The organism is Bradyrhizobium cajani (assembly GCF_009759665.1).
In the GTDB taxonomy this organism is placed as follows: Bacteria; Pseudomonadota; Alphaproteobacteria; order Rhizobiales; family Xanthobacteraceae; genus Bradyrhizobium; species Bradyrhizobium cajani.
On record NZ_WQNE01000039.1, the window covers coordinates 41571 to 65249 of the forward strand.

The following is a 23679-nucleotide window of genomic DNA, read 5'->3' on the forward strand; positions in this document are numbered from 1 at the left end:
CTCATGGGAAGCATCGTGCAGATTAATCAGTCAATTCAAGTAGGGTTAACAAGGGTTAAATGAGGCAGGCGCACTAGGTATCTTAGCACCACTTATGCACTCCCCTGGGCAATAAGGCTACGCAAACACCGGAGAACCCCGCTCCCCTCTCCCACAATCAGGACACGATTGCATGGTCCTCTTGAGCGTTCCGGATGTGGGGAAGTTTCTCCGGACGCTTAACGTCACCTAAACGCCAGTCGGCTCAATTAGCTCAAATATCGCCGCTGGGCTTGTGGACATGACTTGGGTCATGGGTGGATGGTCGGGGCCGTTCCGAAAGTGAAAGCAGACCCGCGCGCTGACCGGATAACGGCCGACGCGCATGGTCGTGCGCTCCGGGTCGGTCTGATCTCAGCGTTGGTGCCGTTGTCGCTGACGCTGGTTCAATGCGGCAGGGCACCCGATCCGGCAACGCTCGCGGCAAACTCGCAGGCCAATGTGCAGGTCGTCGCCAAGACCCGCACCCAAGTCGCGAGCGGCGACACGTTCGAGGATCGCTTCCCTGCCCCGCAATTCAAGGAGCGCTTCCCTTCGGCGAGCGAGAGTTTCCTGCAACGGCAGATGTCGGACTTCTCGCCCAAGCGCGCCGTGCAGCAGCCACAGCCGGAGCAGGCGTCCTACAAGGTGGCCTCGCTCGAACCGCAGGTCCCCTACAAGCGTCCGTCCCGTGAGGACCTGACCACCCTTGTCAGCATGAAGTCCTCGGCCTTCCCCTATTTCGGCAACAACCCCGCCTCCGATGCACCCTTCCTCAACATCTCCAAGGGCGACCGCCGCGGCCACCGCAGCTATTCGGGGCGCGTCTACTGGCAGGACGAAACCTACAGCGACAGCCGCGTGCTGGTGCACGTCCCCGAGCATTTCGACGTCCGCAAGCCGGGCGTGATCGTGGTCTTCTTCCACGGCAACGGCGCCACGCTCGAGCGCGACGTGCGCGACCGGCAGCTGGTGCCGAAACAGATCACCGATTCCGGCGCCAATGCCGTCCTGCTTGCGCCGCAGATGGCGGTGGATGCCGCCGATTCCAGTGCCGGCAAGTTCTGGCAGGCGGGCGGCCTCAAGCGCTTCATGGAGGAGTCGGCCAATCACCTCGCCCGCCTGACCGGCGATCCCAACAGTGCCCGCGCCTTCGCCAACATGCCGATCGTCATCGTCGGCTATAGCGGCGGCTTCCTGCCGACGGCATGGAGCCTGGAAGTCGGCGGCATCAGCGACCGCGTTCGCGGCGTCGTGCTGCTCGACGCGGTCTATGGCGAAATGGACAAGTTCGCCTCCTGGATCGAGAACCACCGCTCCGGCTTCTTCGTCAGCTCCTACACCCGCTATACCGCGCGACGCGACCGCGAGCTGATGAGCATGCTGCGGCAGAAGGGCATCAGCGTCGCCGAGGACATGGACGGGCCACTGCATCCCGGCAGCGTGGTGTTCGTGGAGACCGGCGACGGCATCACACATCGTGATTATGTGACCCGCGCCTGGACACGGGATCCCCTGAAGGACGTCCTGGTGAAGATGTCGGCAACGCCATCGCTCGCGCTCACGCGCGTGGCTTCCACCAATCCATCCGCATCGAGCCGCTAGAACATGATCCGGACCCGAGGGGGCGCGCTAAAGCATGATCCGGAAAAGTGCGCAGCGGTTTTCCGAAAAGATCATGCTCAAACAACGACCTAAAGCGCGATGACGGTTCATCCTAATCTCATCGCGCTTTAGCGCAAAGTGTGAAGCGATTTTCCCTCGCGACAAACGCGGAACGCGTTTGCGCGGAGATCATGCTCAAACAATAAACCTAAAGCGCGATGACGATTCATCCCAAGCACATCGCGCTTTAGGCTGCGCGTATAGCACCAGCCGGTATCTGGCTCCGCTGCCTGAAATTGTCTCAGGCCTTGATCAAAATGTGATGTTGATGGCCGAGATCCCCGCAAGCGACCGGATTGCTTCCGCTCGCAACGATCATAACTTGCCGGCCGAGTTGAATTGGAATTCTGCGGGGACAGGCAGTGCGTCAGGGACTGTATAAGGTCGACTTCCACACGGTTCACGGGACCGGCTGCGGCGTCGTTTACGTGACCGATGGCAAGATGCGCGGCGGCAATTCCGCGTTCGCCTTCATCGGCACCTATACGGGCGATGGCGACAGCATCAAGGTCAAGATTTCGACCGAGCGCTACAACGACGATCCAGCCTTCAGGCCGCTGTTCGGAAACGACAGGATCACGCTGACGCTCAGCGGCCGCGAGGACGGCGACACGGCGGAATTCGAAGGCACCGCGCTGCAAGCGCCGGGCGTTGCCTTCAGGGCCGTGCTGGGCCGGATCAGCGACTGAGCATCAGCGGGTCAACGTCAACTGGCCAACATCAGGTCTTGGGCAGCTTCGGAATGCTCTCGGCGAAGCCGTTGAAGCAGGCGAGCCGTTCGTCCTCTTCCTTGAAGAACCGGCAATCCGCGTAGCCCTTGGCTTTCGCCGGCTTCGGCTTCGGCGCCGGCGGGATCACGGCATCGTAGCAGTTGAGACGGTCCTTGGTGCCGTCATCGATGTCGAGGCACGCCTGAAGCCGCGCTGCGATCGATTGCGGCTTGCCCTTCGGCGCCGCAGCAGGCTTGGCCGCGGCCTCCTTGGTTCCCTCCTTGGCTCCCTTGGGCTTGACCTGCACCAGCGGCTTGTCCCCCACCATCGGTGGCTTGTCGGCTTGCGCAAACGCGGAGGCTGAATAGAGCACAGCGGCAACCGCCAGAATCATCCTCATCTCAATCAACTCTCTTTGGTCCCCATGTCCGGCCTTCTAGCGCCCTCACGCACGGTTTGCCAGCACCTTGCGCACAGGAAACGCGGGCTTCAGGCCATGGCGGCAGCCGTCGGCCGGGGCCGGGTCAGGACCACCAGGATCAGCGCCAGCACGACGAAACCGACCGCCACGAAGCCGAGCGTATGCAGATGCTCGCGAGCGAACAACAGTCCGCCGATGGCGGAGCCGACCGCCTGGCCGATATAGAGGACCGAGGTGTTGAGCGCGACGGTCGCCGATGCGAGCGGCGGCGCGGCCGCGACGAGCCGCACCTGCTGCATCGAATTGGTCGAGGCAAAGCCAAGGCCCCAGATCGCGACCGCGATCGCCATCAGCACAAATGTGCCGGCGCCAAATGCCCAGCCCGTGATGCCCGCAAGCAGCAGGCAGGTGAAGAGCAGCGAGGTGCGATAGGCTCCCCGGGTGTCGACGATGCGTGTGGCGGTGGCAACGCCGAGGAAGCCGCAGACGCCGTAGAGAGCGAACACCATGCCGATCGCATCGGGGCCGGCATCGGTGAGCTTCTTGAGCAGCGGCCCCATGAAGGTGAAGATCACGAACTGCCCCGACATTTGCAGCATGGTGATCGCAAGCAGGAGCAGGACCGTCCTGCTGCGGCCGACCTCCGCCCAGGTCTTGAGATCCACCGGCACGCCCTTCAGGCCCGCCGGCAGACGCAACAGCAGCAACAGGAAGCTGACACAGCCGAGCGCGCCGATCTCGCCATAGGCCGCGCGCCAGCCGTAGCGGCTGGCGATGAACGTGATCAGCGGAAGGCCGACGGCGGCAGCGAGCGACCAGCCGAGGAAGATATAGGCAATCGTGCTGCCGCGCCGCCCGGCCGGCACGATCAGCGCCGCCGTTCCGGCGGCCTGCGGCGTGTACAGCGCGCCGACCGCGAGCATCACCAGACGGATGACGAGGAGGCTGGCGTAATCGGGCGCGAAGGCCGAGGCGAGATTGCCGAGGGCAAGCACGGCCAGCGTCGTCGCAAGCAGCAGCCGCCGTTCGATGCGGCTCGTGAGCCACGCCGTCAGCGGCGAGCCGATGCAAAGCGTGACCGCGCCGAAGGTGATCAAGAGCCCCGCCGCATGGATACTGACGCCGAGCCCAGCCGACAATTCCGGCAGCATGCCCGCCGGCGCCAGCACCGAGCAGCCGGTGACGATATTGCCGAGCATCAGGGCGGTTGGCGCAAAACGGGGGGCGCGTGCGTTTTCCATGCACCTGCATGTAGAAGAGAGGTCCAGCCAATGAAAGGGCCTTTGCGAAATAGTTCGTACGTGCGGCCGCTTTCTGCGCCGATTTTCTTGGAATTGCCGGATTGCGCAGGCCGAATCGCCTGATATATCGCTCGTTCCCGCTTACCTGCGCTCGTTCGCAGGAGTGAGCCTCAGGAGAAAGCAATGTCCGACCAGCCCAAATCCGAGTCCGGCTTCCAATACTCCCTCAGCAATCTGAAACCCGTGACCCCCGCCGCCAAGGTCACCCTCACCTTCCCCGACGGCGCCCAGCGCCAATATGACAAGAGCATCACCGGCCTCGAGATCGCCAAGGGCATCTCGCCGTCGCTGGCCAAGCGCACGGTGGCGATGGCACTCGACGGCGTCGTCGCCGACCTCGACGATCCCATCGAAGCCGACGCCAGGATCGAGCTCATCAACCGCGACGATCCGCGCGCGCTCGAATTGATCCGCCACGACTGCGCGCATGTGCTTGCCGAAGCCGTGCAGACGCTGTGGCCGGGCACCCAGGTCACCATCGGCCCGGTGATCGAGAACGGCTTCTACTACGACTTCTTCCGCAACGAGCCGTTCACCCCGGAAGACTTCGCCGCGATCGAGAAGAAGATGCGCGAGATCATCGCGCGCGACAAACCCTTCACCAAGGAAGTCTGGGACCGCGAGAAGACCAAGCAGGTGTTCCGCGACAAGGGCGAGGCCTTCAAGGTCGAGCTGGTCGACGCCATTCCCGGCAACGAGCCGATCAAGATCTACTACCAGGGCGACTGGTTCGATCTCTGCCGCGGCCCGCACATGACCTCGACCGGCAAGGTCGGCAACGCCTTCAAGCTGATGAAGGTGGCCGGGGCCTATTGGCGCGGCGATTCCAACAACCCGATGCTGACCCGCATCTACGGCACCGCCTTCGCCAAGCAGGAGGACCTCGACGCCTACCTCAAGCAGATCGAGGAAGCCGAGAAGCGCGACCACCGCAAGCTCGGGCGCGAACTCGACCTCTTCCATTTCCAGGAGGAAGGCCCGGGCGTCGTGTTCTGGCACCCCAAGGGCTGGACCATCTTCCAGCAGCTCATCGCCTATATGCGGCGTCGCCTGACCGGCGACTACAGCGAGGTCAACGCGCCGCAGATCCTCGACAAGGTGCTGTGGGAGACTTCGGGCCATTGGGGCTGGTACCGCGAGAACATGTTCGCGGCGCAGTCGGCCGGCGACGAGGCCGAGGACAAGCGATGGTTCGCGCTGAAGCCGATGAACTGTCCGGGTCACGTGCAGATCTTCAAACATGGCCTGAAGAGCTACCGCGATCTTCCCTTGCGTCTCGCCGAGTTCGGCGTGGTGCATCGCTATGAGCCGTCCGGCGCCATGCACGGGCTGATGCGCGTCCGCGGCTTCACCCAGGACGATGCGCACATCTTCTGCACCGAGGATCAGCTCGCGGATGAGTGCCTGAAGATCAACGACCTGATCCTGTCGACCTACGCCGACTTCGGCTTCACCGGCGATCTCACCGTGAAGCTCTCGACCCGGCCGGAGAAACGCGTCGGCACCGACGAGATGTGGGATCACGCCGAGCGCGTGATGGCGACCGTGCTGCGCGAGATCCAGACGCAGAACAACCACATCAAGACCGAGATCAATCCCGGCGAAGGCGCCTTCTACGGGCCGAAGTTCGAATATGTACTGCGCGACGCCATCGGCCGCGACTGGCAGTGCGGCACCACGCAGGTCGACTTCAACCTGCCGGAGCGGTTCGGCGCGTTCTACATCGATCATGACGGCGGCAAGAAGCCGCCGGTGATGGTGCATCGTGCGATCTGCGGCTCGATGGAGCGCTACATCGGCATCCTGATCGAGCACTATGCCGGCAACTTCCCGCTCTGGCTCTCGCCGGTGCAGGCTGTGGTCACCACCATCACCTCGGAAGGCGACGAATACGCCAAGGTGGTCATGGAGCAGGCGCGGCGCGCGGGCTTGCGGGTCGAGATCGACCTGCGCAACGAGAAGATCAACTACAAGGTCCGCGAGCACTCGCTGGCCAAGATCCCGGCGCTGCTCGTGGTCGGCAAGAAGGAGGCCGAGACGCATTCGGTCTCGGTTCGCCGCCTCGGCAGCGACGGCCAGAAGGTGATGACGACCGCGGAGGCTATTGCCGCGCTGGTCGATGAAGCGACCCCGCCCGATGTGAAGCGGATGCGCGGGGCTGCCTAGCGTTCATGTCACCGCCAGTGCCGAGTGCGCGCCGCCTTGTGTGCACTCGGCCTTCTCCGCGCCTTCTGCAAAAGTGGAGGAACAACTTCGCAGCGGCGAGGTGCGGATGGTTGCGTAGCGTGGCCGGATCGAGCAACCGACTCAAATTTCTGCAGTTACCTCGTCGGCTTCCGGAAATATGCCCCATGAATTGGGGGTGCAGAGGTGGCGCTGAACGCGTCATCATTGTCCATGCTTCCCGAAACCGATACGCCTCGAAGCGGCCTACGTGCACTGTTGGGCAGCCTCGTGATCGCCTTGGTCGCGATCACGAGCCCTGTCCATGCCCAATATGTCTGCGGAGCCCACTCGTCGGAGTCCGCGACCGGCTCAGAATCGCTTGCCTGCGGCTACTTTTCCCACGCCAATGCAGGAGCGTCCATTGACGCAGCGACGGCGATCGGCTCATACAGCTTTGCAACGAAAGGCGGCGCCACGGCCGTAGGTAACTGGGCCCGTGCCGAGGGCGACCAGGCATCGGCTTTCGGCATCAGGGCCTACGCAGGCGGTGATCAGGCGAGCGCTGTGGGCTCACAGGCCGCTGCGACCAGCGACTTTGCCACCGCATTCGGGTACTTGAGCTACGCCACCGGCAGTAGTTCCGTCGCACTCGGCGCTTATGCGAACGCATCGGCTTCGGATTCGGTAGCCTTGGGCACCGGCTCTATTGCCAACATTGAAAACACAGTCTCGATCGGCAAGGTCGGCGCCGAGCGCAAGCTCGTCAACCTCGCCAATGGCACCATCGCCTCCGGCTCGACGGACGCGGTCAATGGTGGCCAGCTCTACACCGCCAACCAGCGCGTCGCCGCCGCGTTCGGCACCACGCTCGATGCCAGCGGCCAGCTCGTCGCGCCGAGCTACACCATCCAGGGCACGGCCTACGACAACGCCGCGAGTGCGTTCTCCGCCGTGAACGCCGCGCTCACCAGCGGGCTGTCTTCCGCAAGCCAGTACGTGAAGGTCAACAGCACGGCTACGGCCGCGACTGCATCCGGGACGGATGCGGTCGCCATCGGCGGCAACGCGCAGGCGACCGCAACCGGATCCATCGCCATCGGCCTGAACTCGGCCTCGACCGGCACCAATGCGATCGCGATCGGCGCGGGTGCGGTGGCGGCCGGCTCCGTCGCGGTCGGCGCTGCGGCCACCGCCAGCAATGGCGGCGCGGCGTTCGGCGACGGCGCGGTCGCGACAGGCACGAACTCGGCCGCGCTCGGCACCAATGCTTCGGCGACCGCAGCAAATTCGGTTGCGATCGGCTCGGGTTCGACCAACACCGTCGCCAACACCGTATCGTTCGGCTCGGCCGGCAATGAGCGCCGGCTCACCAATGTCGCGGCCGGGATCAATGCGACCGACGCCGTCAATGTCGGGCAGTTGCAGTCGACCGTGGCCGGCTTCCAGTCGCAGATCGGCAGCCTGCAAACCCAAATCACCGCCAACCAGCAGGAGGCGCGGCGGGGTATCGTCGCAGCAGTATCGGCGGCCCCGACGCTGATGCCATCGGCACCGGGCAAGACCACGGTCGCCGTCAATACCGGCTACTATCGCGGCCAGTCGGGCGTCGGGATCGGCATCTCGCATCGCCTCAACTGGGGTCTGCCGACGGTGGTGTTCGGCGGCTATTCCAACGGCGGCGGCAGCGAGCATGTCGGCCGCGCCGGCATGGCCGTCGAGTTCTGACGTTGAAATGCGGCAGATGAAGCTTCATTTCCCGGCCGTCATGCTCGCTGCAGTCGTGCTCGGCCCCCATCCCGTCGTCGCGCAACAGCCACAACAACCGCCACAGCCCGCGCCTACGCCGCAGCAACAATTCCAGCCATCGGGCGAATGGGCCAGACTCCCGCGCATGCAATTGGAACGGCAGTTCGCCGGCCCGCTCCAGGATACGGTGGTCCAGCGCTTGCGCGATCCGGTCGACGGCACCATCTGCTATCTGTATCTGCCGATCTCGGTGCCGCATTCGCCGACGACGGCAACGGGTTTCGTGCAATACGGCCCGAACGGAATAGGCAGCATCAACTGCATGCCGGGCGCGCCAGCGGTCGCTGCGCCCGCGAAGCGCAAATAGGCAGCGATCACAATCGGTCTAAACGAGCCCGTTCAGGCTCGTGGCCGGCAGGATCGCATGCTATGCGGTGCTCCATTGGTTCCATGAGAGAGACGCCAGTGCCCGACGCCATCGAACTCCTGAAGACCCGCCGCTCGGTCAAGCCGCGCGAGATGACTGGCCCCGGTCCCTCCCCCGCCGAGCTCGAGACCATCCTCACCATCGGCGCACGCGTGCCGGACCACGGCAAGCTGACGCCCTGGCGCTTCATCATCTTCGAGGGCGACGCCCGTCAGCGCGCCGGCGAGGTGATCGCGAAGGTCTTCGCCCGCAAGAATCCCGGCGCGCCCGCGGCCGACGTCGAGACCGAACGTAAGCGTCTCACCGATGCGCCGCTGGTGATCGGCGTCGTCAGCTTCACCAGGCCCCATCCGAAGGTGCCGGCCTTCGAACAGGAATTGTCGGCGGGCGCCAGCGCCATGAACATCGTCACCGCCGCCACCGCACTCGGTTACGGCGCCTGCTGGCTGACCGGCTGGTTCGCCTTCGATCGCGACGTGCTGGACGGGCTCGGCCTCAAGCCGGACGAGAAGCTCGCCGGCTTCGTCCACATCGGCACGCCGACCAAACCGAGCGAAGACCGTCCGCGACCGTTCCTTTCGGAAATCGTGACGCGATTTTAATCGATGTCGTGTTGACGCCCTGAATATCTTGCGGCTTTGATCCCTGCGAGGGAGGAAGCCCGGATGAGACGGCGTGAATTTCTGCTCGGAGCCGCGATGCTCGCCGGCACCATGGCGCGGGGCCGCGCCGCCCCCGACATTCCTGCCCCGTCGTCAGAGGGGCTCGATCGCATCACGGCGTATTTCGACAACGAGGTGTCGAGCGGCCGGCTGCCGGGCGCCGTGATCCTGGTCCAGCGGCACGGCAAGCCGGTCTATCTGAAGACCTTCGGCGTACGCGACGTCAGGACCGGCCTCGCCATGACGCCCGACACCATCTTCGCCATCCATTCGATGACCAAGCCGATCACCTGTCTGGGCGCGATGATGCTGATCGACGAGGGCAAGCTCGCGCTCGCCGATCCCGTGTCGAAATACGTCCCGCTCTTTGCCGACACCAAGGTGGGTCTCGAGATCACCAACCCGGACGGCAAGCTGGAGCTTGAGCTCGTGCCGCCGGTCCGTCCCGTCAACATCGAGGATCTGCTGCGCCACACCTCGGGCATCAGCTACGATTATATCGGCGGCAAATGGGTCGAGCAGGCCTACAAGGCCGCCAACATTTTCGAAGGTGCCTTCAACAACAGGGAATTTGCCGATCGCATCGCCAAGCTGCCGCTGGCGCGGCAGCCGGGAACGTTGTGGCGATATGGCCATTCGACCGATGTCCTCGGCGCCGTCATCGAGATCATCTCGGGCCAGACGCTGTATGAATTCCTGAAAGCGCGCATCTTCGATCCGCTCGGCATGAGCAGCACCAAATTCGTGCTGGCGACGGAGGACGAGCTGGCGCGGATGGCGCGGCCGTTACCGAACGATTTCATCCTGCTCGCCGCCGAGCGCGAGCGCCTTGACCATCCCGAATGGCAGTCGGGCGGCGGCGGGCTGCTCTCGACCATCACCGACTATCAGCGCTTCTCGCAGATGCTGCTCAACGGCGGCGAGTTCGACGGCAAGCGCTATCTGAGCCCTGCTGCGTACAAGGCCATGACGACCGATCACATCGGGCCAGGCTCCGGCGTCGGACGCGACTATTTCTACTTCCCGGGCGACGGCTTCGGCTATGGCTATGGCCTTGCGGTGCGCACCGATCCCGGCAACGCGAAGCCGCCGCCGCCGGGCTCGCTCGGCGAGTTGAAATGGGACAGTGGCAGCGGCACCTATTTCGGCGTCGATCCCAAGCTCGACATGGTCTACCTCATGATGCAGCAGACCCAGAACGAGCGCAGCCGCATCACGCCCGCGTTCAAGGCGCTGGTCTACGATTGCTATCCGGAGGGGCTACGCCGCCCGTGAGGCGCGCTGGCCGAAATCGGCGAGCAGCTTTGCAATCTCGGCGGCGGGCCGCGCCGCGCTGAACAGGAAGCCCTGCACCTCGTTGCAGCCCTCGGCACGCAGCCAGTCGAGCTGATCCTCGGTCTCGACCCCTTCCGCCGTCGTGGTGATGTTGAGGCTGCGGCCGAGCCCGGAGATCGCGCGCACGATCGCGCCGCAGTCGGGCCGCTGCGCCAGGTCCTTGACGAAGGAGCGGTCGATCTTGATCTTGTCGAAGGGGAAGCTGCGGAGATAGCTGAGGCTCGAATAGCCCGTGCCGAAATCGTCCATGGAGATGCCGACGCCGAGTTCGCGCAACTGATGCAGCGTGGCGAGATTGGCATCGGTCTCGGCGAGGAAGATCGACTCGGTGATCTCGAGCTCGAGCCGTTTCGGCGACAGGCCGGACTGCGCCAGAGCGGAAATCACGACCTGAACCAGATTGCGGCTGCGGAACTGCGCCGGCGACAGATTCACCGCGACCTTGATGTCGCCCGGCCATTTCACCGCTTCGGCGCAGGCCTCGCGCAGCACCCATTCGCCGAGCTGAGAGATCAGCCCGATGTCTTCCGCGACCGGAATGAACTCCGCCGGCGAGATCATGCCCTTGTCGGGATGACGCCAGCGCAGCAGCGACTCGAAGCCGGAGATGCGGTCCGAGGCGATCGACACCAGCGGCTGGTAGTGCAGCTCGAACTCGCCATTGGCGAACGCATGGCGCAGATCGAGCTCCATGTCGCGACGCTTCTGCGCCTGGAGGTCCATCTCGCGCTCGAAGAAATGGTGCACGCCGCCGCCGTCGGACTTCGCCCGGTACAGCGCCATGTCGGCATTGCGCATCAACTCCTCCGACGTCAGGCCGTCGCCGGGCGACAGCGCGATGCCGATGCTGGCGCCGATCACCATTTCCTGGCCATCGAGCTGATACGGCGCCTTCAGCATGTCGATCAGCAGGGTTGCGCAGGCGCTGGCCTCGTTCGGCGAGACGTCGGCCGCCAGGATCACGGCGAACTCGTCGCCGCCCAGCCGGGCCGCGAGATTGGCGCCGCGGACCGCCGTGGTCAGACGCTCGGCAACCTGCTTCAACAAGCGGTCGCCGGCCGGATGCCCGAAGGAATCGTTGATGTTCTTGAACAGGTCGAGGTCGATGTAGAGCACGCCGACCCGCTTGCCGCCGGCCTGGTCGAGCGCCTGCTTCAGACGCTCCTGGAAATATTCGCGGTTCGGCAGGTCGGTGAGCCCGTCATGATGGGCCATGTGGGCGATCCGCGCCTCGGCCTTGCGCCGCTCGGTGATGTCGACCACGGCGACCAGATAGCCATCGCGATCATCGAAGGCGACGCGGCGGCCGAAGGTCAGCACCTCGATCTCGCTGCCGTCGGCGCGCAGATGCCGCCAGTTGCGCGAGGAATGATAGGTGTCGCCGAGGCGTTCGAGCGCCTCGGCGTGGCTGTCCCATTCGTCCTGCGGCCAGATCTCGTGCAGCTTCATGCGCAGGAAGGTGACGCGGCTGTAACCGTAATGCTGGACCGCAGAGTCGTTGACGCTGAGAAACTGCTTGGTCTCGGCGTCGAACACCCACATCGGCATCGGGTTGTTGTCGAACAGCAGGCGGAACGAGGCGTCGCGCCGCTTCAACGCGGTGACATCGGAGATCGTCAGCGAGACCACGTCGGCGAAGGCGGTGGCGCTCAGCCGGAGGTTTCGTCCGTCGCTCTCGATCTCGAGCTGCTCGCCGCGGCCGCCGGAGACGGCCTTGAGGAGGAATTCCATGATCTCGGGTGCGGCCAGCAGGGTATTCCCCTCGCGGATCCGCCGCCATTGGAGGGCCTCGTTCGCGACCTTCAGCAGCGCGCCCGCGCTCTTGTTGTGGTGCACGACCTGAAGATCGAACGGCTTGCCGCCGGCGTCGCGCAGCGTCGCCAGCGAGACCACCGCATCATCGGTCGACGAGAAGATCGCGTCGAGCAGATTGTATTGTACGCCACGCTCGTTGACATAGGCGCCGATCAAGGTGGCCCCCCAACGCGAAGCAGTCGGCAGCGCCAGCACGTCGTAGGTCCTGACCATGCCGTCGCGCACGCAGTGCGCACTCGCCTGGTGCGGGCGTCCGTTCGCAAGCGCGCTCGCTGCCGCTTCCGACAGCGCCGTGGCGCAGTCGGGCGACAGCTCCGAGACGGGAATGTCCCAGCGCTCCTCGCCCAGCCATTTCTGCACGTAACGTCCGCTGCGCGACAGTTCGAGCGCGCCGTCACCCCGGAGCAGCGCGATGTGGTCGGCGAGCCGGCCGAGGCTGCCGAGCATCACGTCCTCGTAGCGCGGCAGCCGTTCACCCGGCTTCAACGCGGCACGCCATTTGCGCTGAAGCACCGGGATATCGTCAAACATTTCGGTGGCCGGTTTTCCCGACACTTTCTTCGCGGCAGTCATGGCAGTCCCCAACGCACTATCCCGCGCCATCCAATGCAGCGGCGCTTAATGGCGTGTAAAAAGGACGCAGGCGCGGGTTCCATTCGGCGATTATGACAGTTTTAAGTCAGGCGTTGGTTAGCGGGCGTTAGAGACTATGACGGTTGAGCGAAGGCACTGCTTTGCAATATGGGCCCCGGCGCTGCGTCCGGGGCACGAGAGCAGAGTTTGGGTCCGCACCTGTATCAGCATCGTCATTGCGAGCGCAGCGAAGCAATCCAGAGTCTCTCCGCGGATACATTTCTGGATTGCTTCGCTGCGCTCGCAATGACGGAGTGTGGGGTCGACGGCGTCGCGCTTTCACCCCTCTTCCTTTGGGCTTTGGGACGGAGTGAGGCGACAATTGCGCCGTTTCCGAATTTCGGTAGAGTGGAATATTTTCGGCCATCCGGGATCCTTGCCGGCACCGTCCCGGGTATCGCTCCGCTCACCCAGGCTACGGAGCTGCGCGCTCGGCTAGTCCTTGCTGGACGCCGCGGAGCGATTGCGCAGATAGGCCTGCGACAACAGGAAGAACAATGCGCGCTCGCCATGATATTTGGCGGACGGCCGCGTGCGCTCGAAGCCATCGGCAAATATCTTGCCGGACTGGTCGCACACTTGCCACCGCCAGCCAAACCGCTTGCGCCTGGTGAGGATCACTTCGAACATGCCGACGGGCTTGGTCCCCTGCTCCTGCCGGTCTCGCACGGCATACGCCCTGCTCCGGCCTCCCCCATTAGACGGATGCCCGACATATAACGCAGCAGACTGGAAAGAGAATAAAATTGATTATCGGAAACAAGTATCTTGCGCCGGCTGTGACGAAGTCGCGACGCTTTGGGAATAAGCCGATCGCACCGGTGTTTTCCCGCCCCTCGCGAATGCAGCATGATAGCGCTGACAGAGGTATTCAAGTCAGAACACAGGCGCGGCTCTGCTTGCTCGCACGCACGACAGCAGAGGTAACCAGAGATGGCATGCTCGTGCGCCGGATGAGAACTACTGAGCCGCATGCAAGTCCAACGTCTGGCAGTCTGCCGCCGAGGACCGGACGGCACCGCTAGCGCGCGACGACCTCGACTTCGCCGTCTACGCCGTTGACGACGTTGAAGCCGCGCTCGTAGACCTTGCCCTCGTTCTTGGCGATGGCGCGGTATTCGCCTTCGGAGAGCACGACGCGCGGGAACGCGCCGATCGATTCCTTGATGACGTCGCCGCCGGGCGTCAGCACCGACCAGGCGGTGTTGGCGAGCGCCTCGCCGCCCCTGTCGCTGACGAGCTTGAGCGTGATGACGGCGGCGCGGTGGGTGATGGTGACGTCGGTGAGCTTGCCGGCCTGGACACGGATGTCCGAGCGCACCACCGAATTGGCGTCGCCATAGTTCGAGACGATGTAGTAGGTGCCCTCCGGGATCAGCACGACGTCGCCGGCGGCGACGTTGGGCACCAGCGAGGCGCGCTCGCCGGATTCGAACTGGCTGCCCTTGTAGATCGCGAACGAGATCTGGTTCTGCGGAATGCGGCTGGTGCCGACACGGCCCTCGATGCGCAGGCCGCCGGCCGGCAGCACGAAGGATTCGCGGTCGGTCTCGGCCTTCAGGCTGACGGTGCGCACCGCGCTGACGAGCCCGAAGGCGACGTGCACGACGTAATTGCCCGGCGGCAGCACGATGTTGGGCGTGGCGTTGCGGTCCTCGCGGATCAGCTTGAAGGTGCCGTTCTCGTCGGGACGGTCGGCGAACACGCGCCAGACCAGACCGCTGGTGATCGCGGGAGAATCCTTGCCGTATTTTGCGGTCAGCGACAGCACGCCCTGGCCGGGCACGGCCGCGTTGAGCGGGGCTGCCGGTGGTACGGTCGTGACGGCGGGGGGCGGCATGCTGGGCGTCGCCGGCTGCATCAGGGTCGGCGGCAGGCTCGGCGGGCCGGCGCCCGGGCCGGAGGGCGGCGCGAGGCTGACGGCGCCACCGGGGTCGGGCACCGATGCGGGCGGCACGGGCGGCGGACGATCGGAGAAAAGCTGCGCCAGCGCAGCATTTTGGCCCGATGTCAGGAGGCACGCAGCAAGGACCAGCGCCGGCAGCAGCCTGCCGCTGCGCCGCCATCCGATGATGCCGTCACCCCCGCGTGTCATGCCTCCTGCTTTTCACCGAAAACGCGGCAAATTCAAGCCTCAGGAACCCCAAGAAATACCGGCCGAATACGGTCGTTTGGAACCCGGTTGACGCCTGCGTGATTAGCCTCGAGGCAACCGTCCATCGCCATACTCCTGCCCCGTGCCCTTTCCAAAGCGGCATAAACCATGCTTCGCCCCGGTTCTGGCGGAGTGCAGGCGCGATGCTAGTCTGATGATTGGGGCTGGCACGGGCGGAGGAGAGTTTCGGTGCTGGACATGTTGAAGGGTCGGGGCGCGAACGGCTCCAATGGCGAGAAAGTTGGCGAGAAAGTCGGCTTGGGCAGCATCCGCCGGCCGGTCATTGGCCTCGCACTCGGCGGCGGCGCGGCGCGCGGCTTCGCCCATATCGGGATCCTGAGGACCCTGCTTGCCAACGGCATTGTGCCGGACGTCGTGGTCGGCACCTCGATCGGCGCCGTGGTCGGCGGTGCCTACGCGACCGGGCAGCTCGATACGCTGGAGGATTGGGGACGCAGCCTGCAAGGCGTGCGCAATATCCTCGGCTATCTCGACATCCGCCTCAACGGCTCCGGCCTGATCGGCGGCGAGAAGCTGGCCACCCGGCTCGAGGAGGCGATCGGCCGGACCTCGATCGAGGACCTCGGCATCAAGTTCGCCGCCGTCGCGACCGAGGTCCGCACCGGCCACGAGATCTGGCTGACGCGCGGCCGCGTGGTCGACGCGATGCGCGCCTCCTATGCCCTGCCGGGGATATTTTCACCGGTCCTGATTGGCGACCGCTGGCTGGTCGACGGCGCGCTGGTGAATCCGGTGCCGGTCTCGGCCGCCCGCGCGCTCGGCGCGGAAATCGTCATCGCCGCAAATCTTTCCAGCGACATCTTCACCCATTCCACGACGATCTATTCGCACGGCGCGATGCCGCAGCCGGTCGCGCCCGAGGCCGCGGAGACGACCGCCAAGCGGCGGTTTCCGCGTCTGTTCTCGCCCGAGAAGACCGTGAAGCGCGAGTTCTTCGGCGGTGGCGGCCGGCCCGGCATCTCTTCGGTGATGGTCGATGCCTTCAACATCATGCAGGACCGCATCACCCGCGCCCGCCTCGCCGGCGATCCGCCCGATCTGTTGATCACGCCACGGGTCGGCCAGTACGGCTGGTTCGACTTCCACCGCGCCGAGGACCTGATCGGGCACGGCGTGCGCGCCGCCGAGCGCGCGCTGGACTCGATCCAGGAAGCGATCCACGTGCTGGCGCCGGCGCCCGAGGGCGCCGCACCGACGGCAAACGAGTGAGGCCGGTCAGGCCGTCTTGATGTAATCGCGCAGGGCTTCCTGCTCGGACTCGTATTCCTGGACGCGGCGCTTGACGATGTCGCCGATCGAGATCAGGCCGACCACCTTGCCATTCTCGATGACGGGCAGATGGCGGAACTTGCCGGTGGTCATGGTCTCCATGAGCTCGGCGACCGTGTCGGTCTCCTTGCAGGTCACGACCTTGCGGGTCATGACTTGGGTGACCGGCTCCTCCAGCACGCCGGCGCCGCGCTCGCCCAGCACGCGGACGATGTCACGCTCCGACAGGATGCCTTCCAGCCGGCTCTGGTCCATCACCAGCACCGCGCCGATCTTCTTCTCGCCCAGCAGCTTCACCGCAGCCGACAGCTTGGCGTCGGGTTCGACGCTCATGATCTGATGGCCCTTGGTGTTGAGAATGGAACGTACCGTCATTGTCGCCTCCTGAATCGGAGCCGTCCGCCTTTGAGCGGTCCGGACTTGTTCGCGAGTCTTCAACTAACAGTTTCAGCGCCGATTTCACGCTCGTGCGCTTGGCGAAGCATCGCCGCTAGCGGCCTGTCGCTTCGGAACATTCTTCTAAGGAATGATGGATGAATTCGGGCGGCGCCGCAAGCGCCGCTTCAAATACGATCTGAAACGTCCTGTGATGACGCATCCGCAACATCGCTTCGCACGCGCGGCACGGGATCAAACAAAGCGAACAGCAACAGGCCTGCGAAGAAGCCGCCGATATGGGCCTGCCAGGCGACGCTCGTGGTCTCGGCGTCGACCCCAATCGCACCGACGCCGAAGATGATGTTGACGCCGAACCAGACCGCGAGGAAGCCGACCACCCGCCCGTCGCGCAGCGCGCGCGACAGCGGCAGTGCCGGAACCTTTGCGGCGGTATCGGCATCCGAGCGGCTGAACGACAGGAAGCTGCCGCGCACGAAGGCGAAACGGATCGCCGCCGCCATCGCCCCCGACACCGAGGCCGAGGCGCCGATCATCGGCGCCACCGCATGCTCATGGGTGACGAGATGGGCGAGCGCGCCGGCCGCCGCGGTCACCGCCAGGAACACGAAGAACCTGATGGCGCCAAAGCGCCGCGCCAGCGCGCTGCCGAACGGCAGCAGCCACAGCACGTTGAAGCCGAGATGGGTCAGATTGGCGTGCAGCAGCGAATAGGTGACGAAGGTCCAGACCTTCGCACCCGCCCCGCCCGGGATCTGCAAATTGAGCAGCGAGGAATCGTAGCGCTTCGGGATGAAGCCGAAGACGTCGATGGTCCAGTTCTCGATCTCCGGCGGCAGCAGCACCCGCAGATGGATCACGGCGAGCAGGACGATATAGGCGGTCAACGCCACGGGCAGCGTCAGGATCGGCTCGCGCGGAGCCTCTTCACTGACGGCCGGCAGAACCGGAGAATCCTGCGGCGACGAATCTTGCGGGGAATCCAAGGCAGCTTCGCTTTCAGACGCGATCGGAGCGACAGCTTGGAGATAGTCGCCTTTGCCGGCCTCGCGCAAGTGCACAAAAGGAAAAGGGAGGGCCCTGGGAAAGCCCTCCCCGTCCGTGTCGGCCTTCCGGTACCCCTGGGAATAAGGTGTATCCCCACCCCTCCCCGCGGCCCGCGACCAAACTGTTTGACGCCCGTGTACAGGCCTCGCCGAGAACCTAGAAGAAAGCGGCGAGGCTTGCGACCGCGATCACCATAACAGGGCAGCTGCCCGGGCAAAGCGCATAGTTAACTTAACGTTAACGGCGTAAAGGCGGCCCCGACCGGGGCGAAAACGCCCGTGCGGCATGGACGCTGCAAATCCCCTCCTGCACAACAACGAAAGGGATCGTGGGTGCGCTGAAGCGGGACAGGTTTGTCCCGCACGGTTGCGCCCCGGGGCAAGCGTTCAGTCATGAAACATCCGTCGAGCCGCGAATTCTTCGCGTACTGGGACAAGAAGCGCGGCACGGCGCGGGCCCCTGATCGGGCCGACATCGATCCGGCCGCGGTCCGCGGCCTGCTCGGTGACATCTTCGTGCTGTCCTGCGAGCCGAAGCTCGGCTTTCCGTTCCGCGTCGCAGGCACGCGCGTCTGCGCCCTCGCCGGCTGCGACCTCAAGGACGCGAGCTTTGCGGCGCTGTTCACGGAGGCGAGTCGCAGCGAGATCGAGGAGATCACGACCATTGTCGCCGACGAGACGCTAGGTGCGATCGCCGGCATCACCGCTGCGCGCGAGGACGGCAGCAAGGCCTATCTGGAGCTGCTGCTGCTGCCCTTCAACGCCCGCCCCCACACGCCCGTCAGCGTCACCGGCGTGCTGGCACCGTTCGACGACGAATGCGGCGCGCTTGGACCGTTCACCCTCACCTCCTGGCGCTATCTGCACCAGCCCGAGAAACTGCTGCCGCGCGCGATCCGCAAATTGCAGATCGCACGCGGGTTGATGGTGTATGAGGGGCTACGCTAGGCCTCGCAACTCCGCGTGCGGCAACGATCGGCCGCGCGACACATTGACCGCGCATGGCATGGCCGTTTTTGCCGGATTTGCGCCATTCCCGATGTCGTTGCGAGCGGATAGCTTCCGCATCGCGTGAAGCGACGAGGATCGGGTGACATCATCATGAGCTGGCGCATTCTGGTGTGGAGCGGCCTCGGTTGCCTGGCGCTGTTCGCGACGATCGGCGGAACCTGGCTGTTCATGCTGCCGGACCAGCCGTCACGCGGAACCGCGCCTGCAATATCCCGAGAGGAGTCCGCGGCAATGCTTGCCGCGCTGAAGCCGCCGAAGCGCAAACGCCCGCTGATCGCCATCATCGGCATCAACGACATGAGCGAGACCACCGACTATCTGATGCCCTACGGCATCCTGGCGCGCGCCGATGTCGCCGACGTCCTCACATTGGTGACACAGCCCGGGCCCGTCACGCTCTATCCCGCGCTGAAGGTGCAGCCGCACGCGACCATCGCCGAGTTCGATGCCACCCACCCCGATGGCGCCGACTACGTCATCGTGCCCGCGATGAGCCGCGACGACGACGCGGTCGCCCTGCAATGGATCAGGAGCCAGGCTGGCAAGGGCGCGATCGTGATCGGCGTCTGCGTCGGCGCCACGGTCGTCGCCAACACCGGGCTGCTCGACGGCAAGCGGGCCACGACGCACTGGTACTCCGTGCGCGATCTCCAGAAGCATGCGGCGATCCGCTATGCGGCGGACCGCCGACTGGTCGTCGACCAGGGCGTCGCAACGACCACCGGCATCACCGCGTCCATGCCGATGGCCCTCACCCTCATCGAGACGATCGCGGGCCGCGCCAAGGCGGAGGCGGTCGCCCGCGACATCGGCCTCGTCGAATGGGATGCGCGCCACCGCAGCGACGCGTTTCAGTTCACGCGGCCGTTTGCGCTCACGGCGATCGCGAACACGCTCGCGTTCTGGAACCGCGAGCAGCTCGGAATCGCGCTGACGCCGGGCATCGACGAGGTTTCGCTGGCGCTGATCGCCGATGCGTGGGCGCGCACCTATCGCGCGCGTCCCCTCACCTTCGCCGCCACGGCGGAGGCGCAGCCGAGCCGCGGCGGGCTCCGCATCCTGCCGGACAGGATCGCAGCAGATTGGCCGGCGAAGCAGACACTGCCGGCCGCGGTCGCACTGCCGCCGGCGCAGGCCCTGGACCAGACTCTACGTGCCATCGACTCGCGCTACGGACCGCGCACGGCCGATTTCGTGGCGATGCAACTCGAATATCCGAGATAGCAGACCGCGATGCGCGGCCCGATGTGTCGCTGCATCGACATGAGCGACGCGCCGGCGCCTTGCGCAGGGGCTTGTGATCCGTCGTTGGAACCCAACCCTGCTACAAGGCGTTTGCCAATCAGCCGTGGCAATACATCTGCGCGGTGACGCGGGTCGGCTCGGAGAGGATGCGGTTGCTAACCGCCGGGCCTCCGTCGAGGGGCGATTCCCGTGATGGAGCACGCGACCAGAGTTGGTACCAGAGTAGGCAATCGCCTGTTAGCTGCGTTGCCGCCGGCTGACCTCGCTGTGCTTGCACCGTATCTGCGGAAAGTGCCTCTTCCACACGACGCAGTACTGGTCCGGTCGGGTGATCGGATCGAACACCTTTATTTCCCCTGCAGCGGCGCGATCGCCTTCATCATGGAGTTGCCGAACGGACAGACGGCCGCAACCGCCGTCATTGGCAACGACGGCGCCGTCGGCCTCATGTCCGCGCTCGGCCCTGCCCGCTCACCCATGACGGCGGTCGTCCGCGTCGCCGGCACCGCACTGCAGATCTCGCCCGCGCGATTTCATGCCATACTCCTTCGCAGGCCCGCCATTGCCGGTGCGGTTCAGATTCTCACCAGGGCGCTGCTGACCCAATTCCAGCACGTCGCGGCCTGCAATGCGCTGCATTCCGTCGAAGCCCGCCTGGCCCGCTGGCTGCTTCACATTCACGATCGGACGGATGGCGGTGACGTCCTGCCCCTGACGCAGGAGACGCTGTCGGAATTGCTCGGCGTCCGGCGGACGACTGTCACGCAAGTCCTGAGCAGCCTTCGCGCATCGCGGGCGGTGAAATCCAGTCGGCGCGGCCAGGTCGAGATCGACAGGCTACGGTTGGAAGCCGTCGCATGCGAGTGCTACAAGCTGATGAGCCGCAGGATCGACCGGATCGTTTCGCAGGATGCCGTCCGCATGCTTCACGCCGCGCCGGCGCCGAACGACTGCCCGCCCCCGGACTTCCCCTTTGCCAGGACGGATTCGTAGACCCAGGCCTCCTTGGCGAACCACTCGTGCGTCACCGCGCAAATCCTGCAATAGGTGCGCGAAAAGAACACGGCACTGCATCGAAACCTTTCGCCATCCATCTCGATACCTGTCGGAATGGCGCTTCCCGTCTCGGGACACTTGATCATCAACATACCCATCCTGATGTCCTCCAGCTTGGCGTCGCCTCACGGCGAGGGATGGGCCGCCATCGGCTGGACTGCGTCTCTTCTGGCGAAGACGCTCGTCCAGCCGATCCACGCGGCCGGTCGCTTCGATTCAAGCAGCCCTATGCAGAACCCGGTTGAAGCTCTTCCTGATCGGCTCGGCCGTCTCGGTTGCGACCTTCCGGGCAAGGTCCCAAAGCTCCCGATTTTGGCCGGAAGCCGCCTCGAAGGTCTTGCGGCTGTGGGTGGTGGAGAGATTCACGACATCCGCAAACGACCTCGCATCCGCAAGCTGGGACAGGAATTCCAGCGCGGAGCCGGTATTGATGTGTGATATTTCGATGACCTTGGTGCCGTAGTCGGCGGCACGCTTCGCATTGGTGGAACAGGCTTCGCGCAGAGCCTCGGCGATCTCGTCGGACGCCGCCTTCATCTGCTCGAAATTGGCTTTGGCCCGCGCGGCGCCTTGCTCCGCGACGTCGCCGAAGACCGCCTGCAGGTTGAGGAACGGCATGTCGAACTTGAGCTTTGCATCGCCATCCGCCGTCGCATTCAGCGCGGTGGCATTCGTCTCGGCTTTCACATTGGCATCATTCACTGTCATTCATCCTTTCACGCGAAACCAGATAATGGATTGAAGACTTCCAGACGCTCCCCGCTGCAGCTGCACCGGGAAACCAGTGCCTCTACTCTCAAGGTGAAGGGATGCTGCTGCGGATGTGCTGCTGTCGCCCCTGCCTGAGCCAACTATGACCAACGAAAGTCGAAGCTTCGGTTCGCTTTCGGACTCTCAACTTGAATAAATTCGATTCATGCGACGAAGCGGCGCAGGCGGCGCTTCCACTTCGTTAAAGTTGTCGCAATTGTGCCCGCCAACTTGAGATCAGCCGCGGCGAGCCGTTAAGAGACGCCGGCGCACGTAGCCTCGGGGCCGCTCTGCAGCGCACCGCATTGAACGATACTTCGCATCGCCAACATGGCGCTGCGTCCGGGCACGAGACGGGTGGCGTCTCCTCAATATCGGGCGCCACCCCCCGCATTCCTGCGGCGCGTTGACCGCTTACGGCATCGCCAGATGCCAGGCACCGTTCAGAAAGCCGTCGCCGGTGATGTCGCCGGGCTTCTGGTCCTTGGCGAAGGTGTAGAGCGGCTTGCCCTTGTAGGCCCATTGCCTGGAGCCGTCGTCGCGCGTGATGATGGTGTAGCCGTCGCCGGCGGCATCGCCGGCTTCGGCCTTCAGCACCGGCCAGTTCGTCGCACACGGACCGTTGCAGGCCGACTTGCCGTCGGCGTCCTTGTCGAAGGTGTAGAGCGTCATGCCCTTGGCGTCGGTGAGCACCATGCCCTTGTCGGACTTGCCGGTCTTGGTCGGAGGCGCCGCCAAGGCGGCGGGAATGATCGCGAGCGATGCGGCGAGCGTGAGCGCGAAGCGGATCGAGGATGTCGTCATGATGTCTCCTGTGATGCAATTGGCTTGCATGGGTAGGACGCCGCGCGGCGCGTGGTATTCCCGAGACGCCGGCAAGGATATTTTTCGCTGCGCGCATCGCCGCTGCGGAATAAACTGGGATGACCGAGACGTAACGACGGACCGAGATGAGCAAGCCGCATTGCGCCCGCGCATCGGATCTGCCCACGATCAGCGCGATCGCGGCGCGCATCCATCCTGATCTCCCCGAACGCCCCGAGGTGCTCGCGGAGAAGATGCGGCTTTGTCCGGATGGCTGCCGTGTGCTCGCCGCGGACGAAGAGATCGTCGGCTACGGGTTCGCGCATCCCTGGACGCAGCGTCGGATCCCAGCGCTCGACGACTTCCTCGAACGATTGCCCGATGATGCGGACTGTCTCTATCTGCACGATATCGCGGTGCTGCCCCGCTCCCGCGGTGGCGTTGCGCGTGCTTACGTCGCAGCGATCGAGCAGCTGGCGCGCGCGTCAGGCCTCGCGGCACTCGCGCTGGTGTCGGTCTACGGCACGCGGCCGCTGTGGGAGGGTTTCTGTTTTCGGCCCGTCACGGCAGATGCGGAGCTGAGCGCGAAGCTCGCATCGTACGGCGAAAGGCGCGACCTACATGCTCCGCGACCTCACTGCGGCGTAACGTCCCTCCCCCGGTCGTGGCTCACGCGGGCGTGAAGCCGCCCGCTCGAACCGGCTTCAGCCAGCCTCCGTCGAAGAAACCGTGCGGACCGTTCCGGTCTCGCCGAACCGAGACTGGAGAATTTCCGTGAAACTCACATTGTCGAAAGTTGCTTTGATTGCATTCGTTGCGACGACCGCATTCACCGCGACCAGCGCCAACGCTGCGCAGTACCGGACGTACGGCTGCGAATTCGCCTTCTTCGAGGGCTGCGGCATCCTGGTCGAGACGCCGAGCCAGGGCGGCGGACGACGCGTCGTTCGCCTCACCCATGATACCTCGCCCACCTACATGAAGCAGATCGATCCCCGCTACAGTTCGTCGATGCGCGATGCCGGTG

Annotated in this window: 21 protein-coding genes and 1 pseudogene; 13 read left to right on the plus strand and 9 right to left on the minus strand. The window is 64.8% G+C overall.

Features of this window, described 5'->3' with window-relative positions:
• Positions 1 to 300: 300 nt before the first annotated feature.
• Together GPL20_RS32925 and GPL20_RS32930 are read left to right on the plus strand one after the other, a co-directional pair.
• Complete coding sequence (locus tag GPL20_RS32925) at positions 301 to 1623, plus strand: alpha/beta hydrolase (RefSeq protein ID WP_157335773.1); 1323 nt, start codon at positions 301 to 303, stop codon at positions 1621 to 1623.
• Positions 1624 to 2045: 422 nt separating this feature from the next.
• Positions 2046 to 2372, plus strand: a complete 327-nt coding sequence (locus tag GPL20_RS32930) for a GrlR family regulatory protein (RefSeq protein ID WP_212435249.1) — start codon at positions 2046 to 2048, stop codon at positions 2370 to 2372.
• A gap of 31 nt (positions 2373 to 2403) precedes the next feature.
• Here GPL20_RS32930 and GPL20_RS32935 read toward each other — a convergent pair whose 3' ends face one another.
• Entirely contained in the window at positions 2404 to 2793 is a 390-nt protein-coding gene (locus GPL20_RS32935; protein ID WP_157335775.1) for a hypothetical protein, read from the minus strand.
• A gap of 89 nt (positions 2794 to 2882) precedes the next feature.
• Entirely contained in the window at positions 2883 to 4055 is a 1173-nt protein-coding gene (locus tag GPL20_RS32940) for an MFS transporter (RefSeq protein ID WP_157335777.1), read from the minus strand.
• Between the two features lie 183 nt (positions 4056 to 4238).
• Between GPL20_RS32940 and thrS the strand changes: the two genes are divergently transcribed.
• The 5 genes from thrS to GPL20_RS32965 all read left to right on the plus strand — a co-directional run bounded on the left by thrS (position 4239) and on the right by GPL20_RS32965 (position 10391).
• Positions 4239 to 6281: a threonine--tRNA ligase gene (gene thrS, locus GPL20_RS32945; protein WP_157335778.1), complete on the plus strand. Its 2043-nt coding sequence runs from the start codon at positions 4239 to 4241 to the stop codon at positions 6279 to 6281.
• 231 nt (positions 6282 to 6512) lie between these two features.
• Positions 6513 to 8006 (plus strand): YadA family autotransporter adhesin, encoded by a 1494-nt coding sequence (locus GPL20_RS32950; protein ID WP_157335812.1) that lies wholly within the window; start codon positions 6513 to 6515, stop codon positions 8004 to 8006.
• The gene (locus GPL20_RS32955) at positions 7972 to 8394 is read left to right on the plus strand and encodes a hypothetical protein (protein WP_167533321.1); all 423 of its coding nucleotides are present in this window, start codon (positions 7972 to 7974) and stop codon (positions 8392 to 8394) included. Before GPL20_RS32950 ends, GPL20_RS32955 begins: the two co-directional genes overlap by 35 nt.
• 98 nt (positions 8395 to 8492) lie before the next feature.
• Complete coding sequence (locus GPL20_RS32960) at positions 8493 to 9056, plus strand: nitroreductase family protein (RefSeq protein ID WP_254125084.1); 564 nt, start codon at positions 8493 to 8495, stop codon at positions 9054 to 9056.
• Between the two features lie 63 nt (positions 9057 to 9119).
• Positions 9120 to 10391, plus strand: coding sequence for a serine hydrolase domain-containing protein (locus GPL20_RS32965; RefSeq protein WP_157335782.1), 1272 nt, complete (start codon positions 9120 to 9122; stop codon positions 10389 to 10391).
• Here the strand turns inward: GPL20_RS32965 and GPL20_RS32970 are convergent.
• The 3 genes from GPL20_RS32970 to GPL20_RS32980 all read right to left on the minus strand — a co-directional run bounded on the left by GPL20_RS32970 (position 10377) and on the right by GPL20_RS32980 (position 14994).
• Positions 10377 to 12839 (minus strand): putative bifunctional diguanylate cyclase/phosphodiesterase, encoded by a 2463-nt coding sequence (locus GPL20_RS32970; protein WP_157335784.1) that lies wholly within the window; start codon positions 12837 to 12839, stop codon positions 10377 to 10379. The genes GPL20_RS32965 and GPL20_RS32970 overlap by 15 nt on opposite strands.
• Before the next feature lie 495 nt (positions 12840 to 13334).
• Positions 13335 to 13568 (minus strand): hypothetical protein, encoded by a 234-nt coding sequence (locus GPL20_RS39090; protein ID WP_254125082.1) that lies wholly within the window; start codon positions 13566 to 13568, stop codon positions 13335 to 13337.
• A gap of 352 nt (positions 13569 to 13920) precedes the next feature.
• Complete coding sequence (locus GPL20_RS32980; RefSeq protein ID WP_157335786.1) at positions 13921 to 14994, minus strand: hypothetical protein; 1074 nt, start codon at positions 14992 to 14994, stop codon at positions 13921 to 13923.
• Positions 14995 to 15243: 249 nt separating this feature from the next.
• On the opposite strand from GPL20_RS32980, the gene GPL20_RS32985 reads away from it, so the two are divergent.
• On the plus strand, positions 15244 to 16284 hold the full coding sequence (locus GPL20_RS32985; protein WP_254125080.1) for a patatin-like phospholipase family protein: 1041 nt from the start codon (positions 15244 to 15246) through the stop codon (positions 16282 to 16284).
• A gap of 6 nt (positions 16285 to 16290) precedes the next feature.
• Here the strand turns inward: GPL20_RS32985 and GPL20_RS32990 are convergent, their stop codons facing one another.
• Both GPL20_RS32990 and GPL20_RS32995 read right to left on the minus strand, forming a co-directional pair.
• On the minus strand, positions 16291 to 16719 hold the full coding sequence (locus GPL20_RS32990; RefSeq protein WP_157335788.1) for a CBS domain-containing protein: 429 nt from the start codon (positions 16717 to 16719) through the stop codon (positions 16291 to 16293).
• Positions 16720 to 16907: 188 nt separating this feature from the next.
• Positions 16908 to 17726: a rhomboid family intramembrane serine protease gene (locus GPL20_RS32995; protein WP_157335790.1), complete on the minus strand. Its 819-nt coding sequence runs from the start codon at positions 17724 to 17726 to the stop codon at positions 16908 to 16910.
• Positions 17727 to 18179: 453 nt separating this feature from the next.
• Here GPL20_RS32995 and GPL20_RS33000 point away from each other — a divergent pair, with 453 nt between their 5' ends.
• The 3 genes from GPL20_RS33000 (at position 18180) to GPL20_RS33010 (ending at position 21035) form a co-directional block, all read left to right on the plus strand.
• The gene (locus tag GPL20_RS33000; RefSeq protein ID WP_157335792.1) at positions 18180 to 18734 is read left to right on the plus strand and encodes a PAS domain-containing protein; all 555 of its coding nucleotides are present in this window, start codon (positions 18180 to 18182) and stop codon (positions 18732 to 18734) included.
• 153 nt (positions 18735 to 18887) lie between these two features.
• The gene (locus tag GPL20_RS33005; RefSeq protein ID WP_157335794.1) at positions 18888 to 20021 is read left to right on the plus strand and encodes a DJ-1/PfpI family protein; all 1134 of its coding nucleotides are present in this window, start codon (positions 18888 to 18890) and stop codon (positions 20019 to 20021) included.
• Positions 20022 to 20234: 213 nt separating this feature from the next.
• Positions 20235 to 21035: a Crp/Fnr family transcriptional regulator gene (locus tag GPL20_RS33010; RefSeq protein ID WP_157335795.1), complete on the plus strand. Its 801-nt coding sequence runs from the start codon at positions 20235 to 20237 to the stop codon at positions 21033 to 21035.
• Positions 21036 to 21314: 279 nt separating this feature from the next.
• Here the strand turns inward: GPL20_RS33010 and GPL20_RS33015 are convergent, their stop codons facing one another.
• Both GPL20_RS33015 and GPL20_RS33020 read right to left on the minus strand, forming a co-directional pair.
• Entirely contained in the window at positions 21315 to 21806 is a 492-nt protein-coding gene (locus GPL20_RS33015) for a phasin (protein ID WP_157335797.1), read from the minus strand.
• A 456-nt stretch (positions 21807 to 22262) separates the two neighbouring features.
• Positions 22263 to 22652: a COG4315 family predicted lipoprotein gene (locus tag GPL20_RS33020; RefSeq protein ID WP_167533322.1), complete on the minus strand. Its 390-nt coding sequence runs from the start codon at positions 22650 to 22652 to the stop codon at positions 22263 to 22265.
• 146 nt (positions 22653 to 22798) lie between these two features.
• Here GPL20_RS33020 and GPL20_RS33025 point away from each other — a divergent pair.
• Together GPL20_RS33025 and GPL20_RS39095 are read left to right on the plus strand one after the other, a co-directional pair.
• A pseudogene (locus GPL20_RS33025) lies at positions 22799 to 23300 on the plus strand (GNAT family N-acetyltransferase).
• Positions 23301 to 23426: 126 nt separating this feature from the next.
• Positions 23427 to 23679: hypothetical protein (locus GPL20_RS39095; protein ID WP_347340049.1), on the plus strand; the 253-nt coding region annotated here is incomplete at its 3' end.